The following is a 15,177-nucleotide window of genomic DNA, read 5'->3' as shown; positions in this document are numbered from 1 at the left end:
CGCTGGCGGGGGCCATCCCCCAAGCCGACGCGGCGTGATCGATGTCACCATGGCGAACCTCTCCCAGAGACAAACTGCAACAGAGATGAGAACTCCGCACATCCCCCAGACGCAGGACGGCGGCCCGCTGAGCGGCCTCAAGGTGATCGAGCTGGGCCAGTTGATCGCCGGTCCGTTTGCCGGCAAGACCCTGGGCGACTTCGGGGCCCAGGTCATCAAGGTGGAGCCGCCGGGCACCGGCGACCCGCTGCGCCAGTGGCGGGTGGTGCAGGACGGCACCAGCGTCTGGTGGCAGGTGCAGAGCCGCAACAAGCACAGCGTGGTGCTGGACCTGCGCACCGACGAGGGCCGGGCCGAGGTGCGCCGCCTGATCGACGAGGCGGACGTGCTGATCGAGAACTTCAAGCCCGGCACGCTGGAGAAATGGGGCATGGGCTACGAGGCCCTGGCGGCCCGCAACCCCGGGCTGATCATGCTGCGCATCAGCGGCTACGGGCAGGACGGCCCCTACCGCGACCTGCCGGGCTTTGCCGTGGTGGCCGAGGCCATGGGCGGCCTGCGCCACCTGATGGGCGAGCCCGGCCGCCCGCCGGTGCGCGCCGGCGTCAGCCTGGGCGACACCCTGGCCGCGCTGCACGGCGTCATCGGCGTGCTGCTGGCCCTGCAGGCCCGCGCCAAGTCCGTCAGCCCCGAGGCGCCCAAGGGCCGCGGCCAGGTGGTGGACGTGGCCCTCTACGAAGCCGTCTTCAACTGCATGGAAAGCCTGCTGCCCGAGTACAGCGCGGCCGGCGTGGTGCGCCAGCCCGCCGGCTCGGCGCTGCCGGGCATCGCCCCCAGCAACGCCTACCGCTGCGCCGACGGCCAGGTCGTCATCGGCGGCAACGGCGACAGCATCTACAAGCGCCTGATGGCGGCCATCGGCCGCGACGACCTGGGCGATGCCCCCGACCTGGCGCACAACGCCGGCCGCGCCGCCCGGGTGGACGAGATCGACGCGGCCATCACCGCCTGGACGGTGCAGCGCCCGGTGGCCGAGGTGGTGGCCACGCTGCAGACAGTGAGCGTGCCGGTGGGCCGCATCTACACGGTGCAGGACATCGCCGAGGACCCGCACTACCGGGCCCGCGGCATGATCGAGCGCATCGTCACCGCCACCGGCCAGGTGCTGGAGGTGCCGGGCATCGTGCCCAAGCTCTCGGCCACGCCGGGGGCCATCCGCACACTGGCGCCGGGGTTGGGGGAGACGGATCCGCCGGCGGCCCGGCGACCGGAGCAGGGATACTCGGCCTGAGCGATGCGGCCCGGTCGATGCAGCCGGGTGCCGCACGCCGTCCCAGCCCTCCCCTGCTTCAGCGTTCCACCCATGTCCCTGTTCACCGCTCTGCCCGCCCGCCCCCGCAGCGCAGGCCAGGCCCTGGTGCTCGCCCTGGCCCTGGCCGGCCTCCAGGCCTGGGCGGCCCCCTCACCCACCCCAGCCGCACCGCCCGCCCCGGTGGCGGCACCGCTGCCGCCGGCGCTGCCCGCGGTCGCGGCCGCCGCCTGGCCCGCCCCGCTGAGCCTGGAGGTGGACGCCACCGACCTGGCCCACCGGGTGCTGCAGGCCCGGCTGCTGCTGCCGGTGACACCGTCGGAGGCACCGCGCGAGCTGACGCTGCTGTACCCGCGCTTCCTGCCCGGGGCCCACGGGCCCTATGGCGATGTGAGCCGGCTGGCCGGGCTGATGGTCAGCGCCGGCGGCCGGCCTGTGGCCTGGCAGCGCGACACGGTGGACCCCCACGCCTACCGGGTGCAGGTGCCCGCAGGGGTGGACCAGCTGGAGCTGCGCCTGCAGTACATCGCCCCGGCGCGGCGCAGCAGCGAGCGCATCTCCATCACCCGCAGCCTGCTGAACGTGGAATGGGAGACGGTGCTGCTCTACCCGGCCGGCACCGCCGCCAGCGGCGTGCGGGTGCAGACCCGGCTGAAGCTGCCCCCGGGCTGGCAGGCCGCCACCGCGCTGCGCGGGCCCGACGGCCAGGCCCCGGCCGCGGCCGATGCCCAGGGCTGGTGGAGCTTCGGCGAGACCTCGCTGGAGACGCTGATCGACTCGCCGCTGTTCGCTGGCGCGGTCCTGCGCCGGGTGGCGCTGGACGCCCCGGGCACGGCCGCCCCGGTCACGCTCAACCTGCTGGCCGACGAGGCCGCGGCGGTGGCGGCCACGCCGGCCCAGCTGGAGGCCCACCGCGCCCTGGTGCGCCAGGCCGACCGGCTGTTCGGCAGCCGCCCCTACCGGCATTACGACTTCCTGCTGGCCATCTCCGACGAGTTCGGCGGCATCGGCCTGGAACACCACGAGTCCAGCGAGAACGGGGTGGAGGCCAGCTACTTCACCGACGACTGGGACCGCGCCGTGCGCGCCCGCGAGCTGCTGCCGCACGAATACGTCCACGCCTGGAACGGCAAGTTCCGCCGGCCCGACGACCTCTGGACGGCCAACTACAACCAGCCCATGCGCAACAGCCTGCTGTGGGTGTACGAGGGCTTGACCCAGTACTGGGGCCATGTGCTGACGGCGCGGGCGGGCCTGTCCACGCCGGAGCAGGCGCGCGACCGCCTGGCCTGGGTGGCGGCCGAGCTGCAGGCGCGCAGCGGCCGCGCCTGGCGCAACCTGCAGGACACCACGCTGGACCCGACCGTCGGCCCGGGCCACAGCGCCGAGTGGGAGGACTGGCAGCGCAGCACCGACTACTACGACGAGGGCCTCTTGCTGTGGCTGGACGTGGACACGCTGATCCGCGAGAAGAGCCGTCAGCAGCACTCGCTGGACGACGTCGCCCGCGCCTTCTTCGGCGCGCCGCATGCCACGAATGCGGACGGCAGCCCCCGCCCGGCGGTCTACGACTTCGACGCCCTGGTGCAGGCCCTGAACGCGGTGCAGCCGCACGACTGGGCCGGCTTCTTCCGCGACTGGCTGGACGGCCACGACGGCCGCCAGCTGCTGGACGGCATCGAGCGGGGCGGCTGGCGCCTGGTCTGGTCCACGGAAGAAAGCCGCTTTGCCCAGAACGAACGCGGCTGGAGCGGCCCGGACGGCGACGAGCGCCCGCAGGACCTGGCCTTCTCGCTGGGCCTGCGGGTGACCAGCGACGGCAAGCTCGAGCAGGTCTTCTGGGACAGCCCGGCCTTCCGCGCCGGCCTGGCGCCAGGCATGACGCTGGTGGCCGTCAATGACCGGGCCTACAAGCCCGAGCGCCTGAGCGCCGCCGTGACGGCCAACCGCCAGGGCCAGGCCCCCATCCGCCTGCTGGTGCGCGACGGCGATCTGTTCCTGCAGCCGGTGATCGACTGGCAGGGCGGGCTGCGCTACCCGGTGCTGGAACGCCAGGCCGGCAAGCCCGACCGGCTGGACGCGGTCTACAAAGCCCGTTGAACGCCCGCTGAACGCCCGCTGAAGGCCCGGCGGACCGCGCCGGAGCGCGCGTCAGCCCAGGCCCATCATCGGGTCGCTGACGCTGTGCTGGCCGTTTTCCAGGCGGCCGGCGGCGCGGCGGCTCCAGCCCTCCAGCTGCTCGATGGTGAACTGCAGGTCGTACCAACCCTGGGAGCCGGCCAGGCCCGGGTTCCAGCTGACGCTGCCGCCCGGCGGCACCGAGAACAGCCAGGGCCCGTCGGTGCGGTAGGCCAGCGCGGTGATGCGCACGGTGGCCGCCACGCTGCCCAGGTTCTGCAGCGTGACCTGCAGGATCTTGCCGCTGCTGGGCCGGGGCGCCACCCGAGCCTCCACCACCGGCGTGCTGGCGCGGCGGGCCAGGCTGCCCACGAAGGCCCGGTGCCAGCCATTGGGGCCCAGCACCCACAGGTCGTAGCGGCCGGCGCTGGCGCGCAGGTCCCAGCGGCCCTGCAGGCGCTGGCCGGCGCCCACGGTGTAGCGGCGCGGCTTGCGGTTCAGGTGCAGGCGGTCATAGACGTGGAACACCGCGCCCACGTCGCCCGCATTGACGAAGTCCAGCAGCAGGCCGTGGCCAGCGGCATCGGGCGTGGCGTCCGCCGCCAGGGCGTAGGGCAGCGCGCGCGAGGGCCGGGTGCCGGCCGGCTGCACCGGCAGGGTTTGCTGGTCCACGCCGGGCACCTTCACCTTGGGCATGGCCTCCTGCTGGGCGCGCAGCGCATCCACCGCCTCCTTGGTCAGCGCCGGCAGGCTGGGCAGGGGCTCGTTGTTCGGGTTGACGAAGTTGAAGGCCGAGCTCAGGTCGCCCGCCACGGTGCGGCGCCAGGCGCTGATGTTGGTCTCCACCACGCCAAAGCGCGACTCCAGGAAGCGGATCACCGAGGTGTGGTCGAAGACCTGGGAGTTGACCCAGCCGCCGCGGCTCCAGGGCGAGAGCACCAGCATGGGCACGCGCGGGCCCAGGCCGTAGACGCCGCCGTCCGGCTTGGGCTGGCCGCTGGTGCCGGCCGGCGCCGGGTGGGTGAAGCGCTCGGCGCTCACATCGCAGGTGCTGGCCCCGGCCTCGCTGCCGTCGCGGTTGAGCGAGGGCGCAGCCGGCGGCGGCAGGTGGTCGAAGAAGCCGTCGTTCTCGTCGAACATCACCAGCAGCACCGTCTTGCTCCAGACGGCCGGGTTGGCGGTCAGGGCGTTGAGCGTCTGCTCCACATACCAGGCACCCTGGGCCGGGCAGGAGGGGCCGGGGTGCTCGCTGTAGGTGGCCGGCGCCACCACCCAGGACACCTGGGGCAGCGTGCCGGCGGCGATGTCGTCGCGCAGGGCCTGCAGGAAGCCGCCGTCGGGCATGGTGTTGGCAATGCCCTTGCCCAACGGGTTCAGGCTGTCCATCGCGGCGGCATAGGGCAGGTAGGGCGAGCCGTCGGCGTTGTTGCCGATGTCCAGGTTGGCCTGGCGGAACTTCACGAAGCCCGCCAGCGGGTTGTCGGTGAAGTTGTCCGGCATGTTCTGGTAGATCTTCCAGCGCACGCCCGCGGCCTGCAGGCGCTCGGCATAGGCCGTCCAGGTGTAGCCGGTGGTGGGCGCATCCATGCCGTCCCACTCGTTGACCACCGCGGCCACGCCGGCGGCGCTGGCGCCGTTGCTGCCGGTCCACAGGAACAGACGGTTGGGGTTGGTGCCACCGGTCAGGCTGCAGTGGTAGGCGTCGCAGACGGTGAAGGCATTGGCCAGGGCGAACTGGAAGGGCAGCTCGGCCTCGGTGTAGTAGCCCATGGACGTGTTGGTCTTGAACAGCGGCCAGTGGGTCATGCGGCCGTGGTCCCAGGCGAACTGCGCATCGTGCCAGGAGTGCGGCGTGCCGCCGGCGCGCTGGGCGTTGCCGGCGCTGCTGTCCAGGTGGTAGGGCAGCACGGTGCGCGCGCCGTTGCTCTGCTGCCAGACGCTCTGCCCGTCGGGCAGCGGGATGGTGAAGCGGTCGCCGAAGCCGCGCACGCCCGGCAGCGTGCCGAAGTAGTGGTCGAAGCTGCGGTTCTCCTGCATCAGGATGACCACATGGGCCACGTCCTGGATGCTCTTGGCCACGTTGTGGGCCGGAATGGCCAGCGCGCGGGCGATGGCGGGCGGCAGGGCGGCGGTGCCGGCCGCGGCAGCGGCGCCCTGCAGAAACTGGCGGCGATCGACGGTGCTCATGGTGTTCCTCCCCAAGGGCCGGTGGCGATGCGAATCAGCTTGCCCGCGGCGCGCGTCAGTTTCGTGGCATGCCGGGGTGGCCCGGGGCTTCAAACAGGGGATGCCGCCGCCGGGCCGGCGCCGCCAACCCGCAGCCGCTACAGTCAACCACCGCCGCCCGCCACCGCACGATGTCCGCTCCCCCCTCCAGCCAGTTCGCCCTGCTGCGCCAGCGCCGCTTCGCCCCCTTCTTCTGGACCCAGTTCCTGGGGGCGATGAACGACAACGTGCTGAAGTTCGCCTTCACGGTGCTGGTGACCTACCGGCTGTCGGTGGACTGGCTGCCGCCGGCCCTGGCCGGGCTGGCCATCGGCGCGGTGTTCATCCTGCCCTTCCTGCTGTTCTCGGCCACCGCCGGCCAGCTGGCCGACCTGCTGGACAAGGCCCGCGTGATGCGCATGGTGAAGAACCTGGAGCTGGCCATCATGGCGCTGGCGGCCTGGGGCCTGTGGCAGGGCTGGATCGCGCTGCTGCTGGGCTGCATCTTCCTGATGGGCCTGCACAGCACGGTGTTCGGCCCGGTGAAGTACGCCTACCTGCCCCAGCACCTGGGCGAGCGCGAGCTGACCGGCGGCAACGGCCTGGTGGAGATGGGCACCTTCGTGGCCATCCTGCTGGGCAATGTGCTGGGCGGGGTGCTGGCCGGCCTGCCCGAGGGCAGCGTGCCCAGCAGCGTGCAGGCCGTGGGCCTGGCCGGCCTGCTGCTGGCGGCGCTGGGCCGCTGGACGGTGCAGGGCGTGCCGCCCAGCCCGCCAGATGCACCCGGCCTGCGGCTGAACTTCAACCCCTTCTCCGAGACCTGGCGCAACCTGCAGCTGGCGCGCCAGCAGCCCACGGTCTTTCGCACCCTGCTGGGCATCTCCTGGCTGTGGTTCTTCGGCGCGGTCTTCCTGTCGCAGTTCCCGGCCTATGCCAAGGAGGTGCTGCACGGCGACGAACACGTGGCCTCGCTGCTGCTGGTGGTGTTCTCGGTGGGCGTGGGCACCGGCTCGCTGCTGTGCGAGCGCCTGAGCCGCCACCATGTGGAGATCGGCCTGGTGCCGCTGGGCGCGCTGGGCATGGCGGTGTTCGCCGGCGCCCTGGCCTGGACCTCCGGCCTGGAACCCGCCGCCGCCCAGCGCTGGACGCTGGGGGCCTTCCTGGCCCAGCCGGGCCACTGGCCGCTGCTGGCCGAGCTCTACCTGCTGTCGCTGTCGGCCGGCCTGTTCAGCGTGCCGATGTACGCGCTGGTGCAGTGGCGCTCGCCGCCCAGCCACCGCGCCCGCATCATCGCGGCCAACAACATCCTCAACGCGCTCTACATGATCGCCAGCGCGCTGATCGTCGGCGCCCTGCGTTCGGCCGGCCTGGGCATCCCCGGCGTTTTCGGCCTGCTGGCCCTGGCCAACGTGGCCGCTGCGGGCGCCCTGTTCACGCTGGAGCCGGCCTATGCGCAGCGTTGCCGCGCCTGGCTGGGACGCAGCGGGAGCAAGCCGGCCTAAAATTGGGGATTCCCCGTCGGCTTCAACGAGAACACACCGTGTCCGCCACCATCCTGCAACAACTCCCCACCGGCGTGCGCGTCGGCATCGCCTTCTCCGGTGGCCTGGACACCAGCGCCGCCGTGCACTGGATGCGCTCCAAGGGCGCCGTGCCCTGCGCCTACACCGCCAACCTGGGCCAGCCCGACGAGAGCGACTACGAGGAAATCCCGCGCAAGGCCAAGGCCTACGGCGCCGACATCGCCCGCCTGATCGACTGCCGCACGCAGCTGGTGGCCGAGGGCATCGCCGCCATCCAGTCCGGGGCCTTCCACATCAGCACCGGCGGCGCGACCTACTTCAACACCACCCCGCTGGGCCGCGCCGTGACCGGCACCATGCTGGTGGCGGCGATGAAGGAAGACGGCGTCAACATCTGGGGCGACGGCTCGACCTACAAGGGCAACGACATCGAGCGCTTCTACCGCTACGGCCTGCTGGTCAACCCCGCGCTGAAGATCTACAAGCCCTGGCTGGACCAGCGCTTCATCGACGAGCTGGGCGGCCGCAAGGAGATGAGCGAGTACCTCATCGCCAACGGCTTCGACTACAAGATGAGCGTGGAGAAGGCCTACTCGACCGACTCCAACATGCTGGGCGCCACCCACGAGGCCAAGGACCTGGAGTTCCTCAACGCCGGCATGCACATCGTCAAGCCCATCATGGGCGTGGCCTTCTGGAAGCCCGAGGTCGAGGTCAAGGCTGAAACGGTCAGCGTGCGCTTCGAGGAAGGCGTGCCGGTGGCCCTGAACGGCCAGACATTCGCCAACGCCGTGGCCCTGTTCGAAGAGGCCAACAAGATCGGCGGCCGCCACGGCCTGGGCATGTGCGACCAGATCGAGAACCGCATCATCGAGGCCAAGAGCCGCGGCATCTACGAAGCCCCGGGCATGGCGCTGCTGCACATCGCCTACGAGCGCCTGGTGACCGGCATCCACAACGAGGATTCCATCGAGCAGTACCGCATGAACGGCCGCAAGCTCGGCCGCCTGCTATACCAGGGCCGCTGGTTCGACCCGCAGTGCATGATGCTGCGCGAATCGGCCCAGCGCTGGATCGCCCGCGCCGTGACCGGCGAGGTGACCCTGGAGCTGCGCCGCGGCAACGACTACTCGATCATGAACACCGAGAGCCCCAACCTGACCTATGCGCCGGAACGCCTGAGCATGGAGAAGGTGGAGAACGCCGCCTTCACGCCGGCCGACCGCATCGGCCAGCTGACGATGCGCAACCTGGACATCGCCGACACCCGCGAGAAGTTGGGCATCTACAGCGACGCCGGCCTGCTGGGCCGCCCGGACAGCAGCATCGGCCTGATCACCGCGCCCGACAAGGCCTGATCAGCGCACACGGTTGACAGCGGTTGTGTCCGGCCTCGGCCGGCCCACCGCCTTCCGGGGCCCCTTCGTGGGGCCCTTTTTTTCGCCTGATCAGGGCCTGGGCCCTCGGCGCAGGCGCGCGCGCAGCGCGCGGGCCAGGCGCCACGGGGCGCTGGCCCGCACCCGCGCCAGCAGGGCCTCCTTCCAGGGCACCCAGCGGCCGTGCAGGCGGGCGAACCAGGCCAGGCGCATCAGGGCCGGCTGGGTCAGCGTGAAGAGCCGCGCCACCACCGCGGTGCCGCCCAGCTTGGCCGCCAGGATCACCGCCAGGCCCAGCAGCGCATGGCCGCGGCTGACGGCCCACAGCGCCAGCAGCTTGATGGGCAGCAGGGCCAACGTGGGCAGGGCGAACAGCGCCAGCGCGCCATAGGGCGGCAGGCGCCGCACCCAGGCTTCCAGTTGCCGAAAGCCCGGCCAGGCGCCGACCCAGGCCAGCAGGCGCTGCAGCGGCTCCCAACCCCATTCCTCGAACAGGATGAGCAGCGCCAGCGGCCACTGCCACAGCGCGTGCAGCAGGGCCTTCAGACGGGCGCGCCAAGGGCTGCCGGACATGGGCGCTCGCCTCAGGCCGCCGGGACGGCCTCGGCTTGGGCCGGCAGCAGGCAGGCCGCCAGACCGGCCAGCCAGGCCTGCAGGGCCGGGCCGCGGCGCAGACGGCCGGTCACCGGCGTGCCCGCCTGGGGCGCGGGCAGGTGCTGGCGGCGCGCGGCCAGGCTGTCCTCGGGCAGCACCTGCCAGACGGGCACCGCGCGCTGGGCGCGCGGCAGGCGCAGGCGCTGCAGGCGGCGCTCGCGCTGGGCCTCGTCCCAGGGGCGGTCCAGGTGGACGATCAGGGGCAGGCGCGGCGCGGTGGGGATGCGCGGCTCGCTGCCGGGCAGGCCATCGGCCACCAGCAGCAGGCTGGGGCCCTCGGCGTCGCGGAAGCGGCGCAGCGCGGCGTCGGCCTCACGGTTGGCCGTGGGCAGCACCTGGGCCTGCCAGCCGGCCGCGGCCAGCCATTCGTTGAGCAACTCGGCCCAGGCGGGCATCTCCTCGGCGGCGTCGGCCTCGGCGAACAGCACCACGCGGGACAGGCCGCGGCCCAGAGCCTCGGCCAGCAGCTCGGGCAGGGCCACCAGCGCGGCCTCGCGCTCGGCCGCCTCGGCCTGGGCCAGCTGGGCCCGCAGCGCCAGCTGGTCGCTGTCGGACAGGAAGCCGCTGCGCTGCCAGCGCGCCAGCAGCGGCGTGGCGGCCGCCAGGGCCTGGGCATGGCGCTGGCGGGTCTCGTCGGGCCAGGCCACGGCGCGCTCCTCGGGCGCCCAGGCCGGCCACTGGTCGGCCACCTCGGCCCAGCCGCGCTGCAGCAGCAGCGGGCCCAGGGCGTCCGGGGTGGCCGCGGCCAGGCCCTGGGCCACTGCGCCGGTGCCCAGGCGGTCCAGCCGGCCCAGCCAGGCCTCGGCCTCGGCCGGGTGGGTCTGCAGGCCGTCCTCGCGCGCCAGCACCCACAGCCAGGGCGCGGCGGTGTCTTCTTCGGCCGGCAGAGCCAGCCAGCCGGAGCGCTGATCGACGATCAGCACGTCCAGGCCGGCCGGCAGCGGCTCGCCGGGGCGCAGCAGTTGCACCGAGGCGTCCGTGCTCAGCGGGGCCAGCAGGGCCTGCCAGCGGGCGCGCAGGGCCTCGTCGGCCTCGCCACGCAGGCGCACCGCCACCTGGCGGGCGCCGAAATGGCGCTGCACCAGCTGCCAGGCCAGGGCCAGCTCGCGCTCGGGCTCCAGGCCCTCGGCGTCGGCCAGCAGGCAGGCGCCGGCACAGGCGGCGAAGAAGGCGGCCTCGCGCTGGGCCGGGCGGGCCGGCAGCGGGCCGGCGGCGGCGCCCTCGAACTCGGCGGCTTCCAGGCCCTGCGGGAAGCAGGCTTCCAGGTGGGCGATGCGCTGGCGCAGGTCGCCCTTGAGCGCCAGTTGCGCCCAGACGGCCTCGTCCACGATCAGCCGATGACCGCAGCGGGCGGCCACCGCCACCAGCTCGTCCAGGGCCTCGGTCTCGTTCAGGGTGAGGCGGCCGTCGCGGTCCTGCCAGCGCGAGACGGCCTGGCGCAGCGTTTCGGGGCAGCCGCGGCCGGCCTCCCACTGCAGACGGCGGTCGGTCAGGCTCAGGCGGCTGGGGGTGGGCGGCTGCGGGGCGGGGGCCGGCGCGGGCGGGGCTTCGGCCACCGGGGCCGGCTCGCCGCCGAGCTCGGCACCGGCCTCCAGCTCGGGCTGGGCCTCGGCCGCCGGCGGCAGTGCCTCGGCGGCTTCCAGCACGGGCAGCGGCGTTTCAGCGGGCGCCGGCGCGGGCACAGGCACATCGGCCGTCGCGGGCTCGGAGCGCTCGGCAACGGCGGGCACCTCGGCCTCAGTCGACGTCACCGCCTCGGGTGCGGGGGCGGCCGGGCTGCGGCGGCGCGAGCGGCTGGATTTGCGGGCCGGCGGCTCGGTCGCCGGGGTCGCCTCGGGCTCGACCGCTGCTGGAACCGCTGCCACCGGCGCTGCGGCCGGCGTCTCGGTCTGCGCGTCGGCCGGGGCTGCAACGACCTCGGTCGTGGCGGGGCGCCGCTTGGCGGTCTTGCGAGCCGGTGCTCGCGGGGCGGCCGGCGCGGCCTGCGCCGGTGCCTCGGGCTCGGTCGACAGGACCTCGGCGGGCGCGGCCTTGGCGGCCGCCGCCGTCTTGCGGGGTTGGGCCGCCGCGCGCTTGCGGGCAGGCTTGGCGGCGGGGGCCACCGTTTCGGCGGATACCTCGGGGGCCGGGGTGGAGATGGGGGCGGGGGCCGCGTCCAGCGCGGCCGTCAGCGGCGCGTCGTCGGCCGGTGCGGCGGCGCGGCGGCGCCGGGAGGTGGTCGCCATGGGGCGAGAGCTTCCGTGGTTGGTCAGTGGGAGGCGCATCGCCCGGGGCCACAGGGGCCGGGCGATGGCCGGGTCGGCAGGAGGGGACGGGACGTCAGACGCCGCGAGCGCGGTCGGTGGCGAACTGCCGGCGGAATTCCTCGAAGCGGTCGGCGTCCAGCGCCTCGCGCACTTCGCGCATCAGGTTCAGGTAGTAGTGCAGGTTGTGAATGGTGGCCAGCATGGGGCCGAGCATTTCGCCGCAGCGGTCCAGGTGGTGCAGATAGGCCCGGCTGAAGCCGCCATTGCTGGCGTCGCCGGTGCAGGCGTAGCAGCTGCAGGTCTCGTCGATGGGCCGGTGGTCGCTCTTGTGGCGGGCGTTGCGGATCTTCAGGTCGCCGAAGCGGGTGAACAGGTGGCCGTTGCGCGCGTTGCGGGTGGGCATGACGCAGTCGAACATGTCCACGCCGCAGGCCACGCCGGCCACCAGGTCCTCGGGCGTGCCCACGCCCATCAGGTAGCGCGGCTTGTGTGCCGGCAGCCGGTGCGGGGTGTGGGCCATGATGCGCAGCATGTCCTCCTTGGGCTCGCCCACGCTGACGCCGCCGATGGCGTAGCCGGGCAGGTCCATCTCGACCAGGGCCTGCAGGGACTCTTCACGCAGGTGCTCGAACATGCCGCCCTGCACGATGCCGAACAGGGCGTTGGGGTTCTGCAGGCGCTCGAACTCGGCGATGCAGCGCTTGGCCCAGCGGCGGCTCAGCTCCATCGAGAAGCGGGCCTCCTTCTCGGTGGTGAGGTGGCCCTTGGTCTCGTAGGGCGTGCACTCGTCGAACTGCATCACGATGTCCGAGTTCAGCAAGGTCTGGATCTGCATGCTGACTTCGGGCGTGAGGAAGAGGCGGTCGCCGTTGACCGGCGAGGCGAACTTGACGCCCTCCTCGCTGATCTTGCGCATCTCGCCCAGGCTCCAGACCTGGAAGCCGCCGGAGTCGGTCAGGATGGGCTTGTCCCAGCGTTCGAAACCGTGCAGGCCGCCGAAGCTCTGCATCACGTCCAGGCCGGGGCGCATCCAGAGGTGGAAGGTGTTGCCCAGGATGATCTGCGCGCCCATGTCGTGCAGCGAACGCGGCAGCACACCCTTGACGGTGCCGTAGGTGCCCACGGGCATGAAGATCGGCGTTTGCACGACGCCGTGGTTCAGGGTCAGGCGGCCGCGGCGGGCCAGGCCGTCGGTCTTGAGCAGTTCGAACTGGAGCATGGGCCGGATTGTCGCCGAGCCGCGCGCCCCCGCGGCGGGTCCGCGGGGATGTGCGACAGTGGCGGATTGCACAGCTCCCGTGCTGCGTTTCGCCCCCCATGGCCTTCACCCTTGCCCACCCTGTCCACAGCGAGCTGCTGATCAAGAAAAGCCGTTTCATCGGCTGCGTCGAGCCCATGGCCGACCGCGCCGCGGCCCAGGCCCGGGTGGCCGCGCTGAAGGCCGAGCACCCCGCCGCCGCCCATGTCTGCTGGGCCCTGCTGGCCGGGGGCCAATCGGCCGCCAACGACGACGGCGAGCCCGGCGGCACGGCCGGCCGGCCGATGCTGGACGTGCTGCGCCACCAGGAACTGGAAGGCGTGCTGGCCACCGTGGTGCGCTACTTCGGCGGGGTGAAGCTGGGCGCCGGCGGGCTGGTGCGGGCCTACACCGACAGCGTGGCCCAGGCCCTGCTGCAGGCCGAGCGGGTGACCTTGCAGAAGCGGCTGACCCTGGCCTGCCAGGTGCCGTATGCGCTGGAGGGCCGCATCCGCCGGGCGCTGGAAGCCGCCGAAGCCCCGCTGCTGGGCGCCCAGCACGCCGCGCTGGTGCGGCTGGACTTCAGCGTGACGGAGGGCCAGCAGGCGGCGCTGGTGGCCCAGCTGGAGGAACTGGGCCAGGGCCAGCTGGGCTGGGTGGCCCACCCGGAAGAGGGCTGAACCCCGACCTCAGTGCGCGGCGCCCGGCTTGCGCTGGATGACCGTCGCCTTGCGGGCGTCCTCGGGGTAGAAGAAGTGCAACTCCCCCCGGCGCCAGGTGGCCAGCCACAGCATGTTGGCGCTGATGGCGTCGTGGTCGCTGGGCGAGAAGGGCTGGTCGTAGGTGGTCACCACGCCGCTGTAGGGCCGGTTCAGGTGCTCCAGCGCATTCTTGAGTGCCTCGCCCTCGGCGTGGCCCTGGGTCTGGAACAGCGCGCCCAGCATGAGGTAGACGGCGTCGTAGGACTGGGCGGCGGCCATCAGCGAGCCCAGCGGCTCCTTGCCGCGCAGGCGGTGCAGCCGGGCGATGAAGGAGGTCCGGCGCTCCAGCGTCGTGTCCGGCACGATGGTCTGGACCATGGCCGCACCTTCCAGTGCCTTGCCGCCCCGGTCCTCGGCCGAGCGCAGCGCCAGCGTCCAGGGCCCCAGCAGGTCGGCGTTGACGCCGGCCTCGGCACGCGACTGGGCCAGCATGCCCATTTCGGGGCCGACCGTGTAGGCGATGATGGCCTCGGCCCCCGCCGCTTTGGCCTCGCGCATCTGGGCCGTCAGGCTGGCGGTGCCCAGGTCGAAGCGGGCCACGTAGACCGGCTTCAGGCTCTTCTGGGCCAGGAAGCGCTCGACATCCTTCAGGCCGCCCTCGCCATAGCCGGTCTTGTCGGCGAAGACCGCCACCTTGTTCAGGCTGCGGCGCTGCACCTCGTCGACCAGGAAGGCGGCCTGCAGGGCGTCGCGCGGGGAGACGCGGAAGATGAAGCTGCTGGCCGGCGGGAACTGGGCGGTGAGCGCCGTCCCGGTGGCCACCGGGATCATCAGCAGGTGGTGGGCGTTCTGGAACACCTCCAGCGACTTGAGCGCCACCCCGGAGTTGCAGAAGCCGATGGTGAAGTCGGCTTTCTTGCCTTGCACCAGCTCCTCGGCGATCTTGCGGCCCTCGTCGGGATTGGACTTGTCGTCGCGCGCGACCAGCTCCAGCGGGCGGCCCAGGTAACCGCCGGCCTGGTTGACCTCGCTGACGGCCAGCTCGGCCCCCAGCCGCGCGGCGGTGCCGAAGTCGGCCGAGCCGCCGGTGAAGGGGCAGATGAAGCCGACCCGGATCGGCGCAGGGCCCTCCGAGGGGGCGGCGGCCCAGGCGGGGGCTCCCAACAGCAGGCCCGCCAGGGCCCACACCAGCTTGCGTCGCATCGTCTTGTCTCCTGTGCCGGGCCGCCCTCACAGGACGCGCCTCTTGTCGAGCGCGATGATGGCATGGCCGCGTGTCACGATCCTGACGCGGCGCAAGACGCTTCGGCGCCACGGCGCCCCGGGCCGGATCAGTCCGCGTCGTCCAGCGACAGGATCCAGCGCACCACCAGGCGGGCATCGTCCTCGCTGATGGCGATGCGGTTGGCCGGCATGGCCAGGCCAGTGACCTGGTACTTCCAGTGCGGGTCGTAGGGGTTGGAGCCGCCCAGCACGGCGCGGGTCAGGCGCTCCAGGGCGCCGCCGTCATGGCGGTACTTGGTGGCCACGTTGCGCCAGGCCGGGGCGATGGGGGGACGGGCCGCGGGCGTCGTGGCGGCGGATTGGTCATCGTCCTCGTCCTCGTCGGTGGGCCGGGGGTCGATCTGGTGGCAGCCGAAGCAGCCGGCCCCCTGGGCGATGCGCTCGGCCCGCGCCCCGTCGACCGCCGGGGCGGCCGCCTGGGCGGCACCCGCCGCCAGCAGCGCCAGCACGGGCCACAGACGCAGGGGGGCGGAAGGGGTGAACGGGAAGGCGGCGCGGGCGATCATGGCAGGGGCAGGAAGCAG

Annotated in this window: 10 protein-coding genes and 1 pseudogene; 5 read left to right on the top strand and 6 right to left on the bottom strand. The window is 72.9% G+C overall.

Going from position 1 to position 15,177, the window contains the following annotated elements; all coding sequences use genetic code 11:
- The first annotated feature begins 85 nt into the window (after positions 1 to 85).
- A complete protein-coding gene (locus tag LRM40_RS01100; RefSeq protein ID WP_151125731.1) occupies positions 86 to 1,291 on the top strand; it encodes a CaiB/BaiF CoA transferase family protein in 1,206 nt (401 codons plus the stop codon).
- A gap of 72 nt (positions 1,292 to 1,363) precedes the next feature.
- Positions 1,364 to 3,409 carry a M61 family metallopeptidase gene (locus LRM40_RS21415; protein WP_310739994.1) on the top strand — a complete coding sequence of 682 codons (2,046 nt, stop codon included), beginning with the start codon at positions 1,364 to 1,366 and terminating at the stop codon, positions 3,407 to 3,409.
- 51 nt (positions 3,410 to 3,460) lie between these two features.
- Here LRM40_RS21415 and LRM40_RS01080 read toward each other — a convergent pair whose 3' ends face one another.
- On the bottom strand, positions 3,461 to 5,614 hold the full coding sequence (locus LRM40_RS01080; RefSeq protein WP_151125984.1) for a phosphocholine-specific phospholipase C: 2,154 nt from the start codon (positions 5,612 to 5,614) through the stop codon (positions 3,461 to 3,463).
- 170 nt (positions 5,615 to 5,784) lie between these two features.
- Between LRM40_RS01080 and LRM40_RS01075 the strand changes: the two are divergent.
- A pseudogene (locus LRM40_RS01075) lies at positions 5,785 to 7,107 on the top strand (MFS transporter); the annotation flags it as partial.
- Between the two features lie 65 nt (positions 7,108 to 7,172).
- On the top strand, positions 7,173 to 8,513 hold the full coding sequence (gene argG / locus LRM40_RS01070; protein WP_151125986.1) for an argininosuccinate synthase: 1,341 nt from the start codon (positions 7,173 to 7,175) through the stop codon (positions 8,511 to 8,513).
- Positions 8,514 to 8,603: 90 nt separating this feature from the next.
- Here argG and LRM40_RS01065 read toward each other — a convergent pair whose 3' ends face one another.
- The 3 genes from LRM40_RS01065 to tgt form a co-directional block, all read right to left on the bottom strand.
- Positions 8,604 to 9,104, bottom strand: coding sequence for a hypothetical protein (locus LRM40_RS01065; RefSeq protein ID WP_231067654.1), 501 nt, complete (start codon positions 9,102 to 9,104; stop codon positions 8,604 to 8,606).
- A gap of 11 nt (positions 9,105 to 9,115) precedes the next feature.
- A complete protein-coding gene (locus LRM40_RS01060; RefSeq protein WP_231067653.1) occupies positions 9,116 to 11,410 on the bottom strand; it encodes a hypothetical protein in 2,295 nt (764 codons plus the stop codon).
- 94 nt (positions 11,411 to 11,504) lie between these two features.
- The gene (tgt, locus tag LRM40_RS01055; protein WP_151122589.1) at positions 11,505 to 12,650 is read right to left on the bottom strand and encodes a tRNA guanosine(34) transglycosylase Tgt; all 1,146 of its coding nucleotides are present in this window, start codon (positions 12,648 to 12,650) and stop codon (positions 11,505 to 11,507) included.
- A gap of 98 nt (positions 12,651 to 12,748) precedes the next feature.
- Between tgt and LRM40_RS01050 the strand changes: the two genes are divergently transcribed.
- Positions 12,749 to 13,348, top strand: coding sequence for an IMPACT family protein (locus LRM40_RS01050; RefSeq protein WP_151122587.1), 600 nt, complete (start codon positions 12,749 to 12,751; stop codon positions 13,346 to 13,348).
- A 9-nt stretch (positions 13,349 to 13,357) separates the two neighbouring features.
- On the opposite strand, the gene LRM40_RS01045 is transcribed toward LRM40_RS01050, so the two are convergent.
- Together LRM40_RS01045 and LRM40_RS01040 are read right to left on the bottom strand one after the other, a co-directional pair.
- Complete coding sequence (locus LRM40_RS01045; RefSeq protein WP_151122586.1) at positions 13,358 to 14,572, bottom strand: ABC transporter substrate-binding protein; 1,215 nt, start codon at positions 14,570 to 14,572, stop codon at positions 13,358 to 13,360.
- 128 nt (positions 14,573 to 14,700) lie between these two features.
- A complete protein-coding gene (locus LRM40_RS01040) occupies positions 14,701 to 15,159 on the bottom strand; it encodes a c-type cytochrome (protein WP_151122584.1) in 459 nt (152 codons plus the stop codon).
- Between the last annotated feature and the right edge of the window lie 18 nt (positions 15,160 to 15,177).

Source organism: Ideonella dechloratans, from assembly GCF_021049305.1.
In the GTDB taxonomy this organism is placed as follows: Bacteria; Pseudomonadota; Gammaproteobacteria; order Burkholderiales; family Burkholderiaceae_C; genus Ideonella; species Ideonella dechloratans.
Note: the sequence above shows the minus strand (reverse complement) of the source record. Positions and strands in the feature narration are given on the sequence as shown.

What these genes read in the sequence shown, in the direction of transcription:
- LRM40_RS01080 (WP_151125984.1), bottom strand. Translation starts at nt 5,614, where the DNA reads ATGAGCACCGTCGATCGCCGCCAGTTTCTGCAGGGCGCCGCTGCCGCG.
- LRM40_RS01040 (WP_151122584.1), bottom strand. Translation starts at nt 15,159, where the DNA reads ATGATCGCCCGCGCCGCCTTCCCGTTCACCCCTTCCGCCCCCCTGCGT.
- LRM40_RS01045 (WP_151122586.1), bottom strand. Translation starts at nt 14,572, where the DNA reads ATGCGACGCAAGCTGGTGTGGGCCCTGGCGGGCCTGCTGTTGGGAGCC.
- LRM40_RS01060 (WP_231067653.1), bottom strand. Translation starts at nt 11,410, where the DNA reads ATGGCGACCACCTCCCGGCGCCGCCGCGCCGCCGCACCGGCCGACGAC.
- LRM40_RS21415 (WP_310739994.1), top strand. Translation starts at nt 1,364, where the DNA reads ATGTCCCTGTTCACCGCTCTGCCCGCCCGCCCCCGCAGCGCAGGCCAG.
- tgt (WP_151122589.1), bottom strand. Translation starts at nt 12,650, where the DNA reads ATGCTCCAGTTCGAACTGCTCAAGACCGACGGCCTGGCCCGCCGCGGC.
- LRM40_RS01100 (WP_151125731.1), top strand. Translation starts at nt 86, where the DNA reads ATGAGAACTCCGCACATCCCCCAGACGCAGGACGGCGGCCCGCTGAGC.
- LRM40_RS01050 (WP_151122587.1), top strand. Translation starts at nt 12,749, where the DNA reads ATGGCCTTCACCCTTGCCCACCCTGTCCACAGCGAGCTGCTGATCAAG.
- LRM40_RS01065 (WP_231067654.1), bottom strand. Translation starts at nt 9,104, where the DNA reads ATGTCCGGCAGCCCTTGGCGCGCCCGTCTGAAGGCCCTGCTGCACGCG.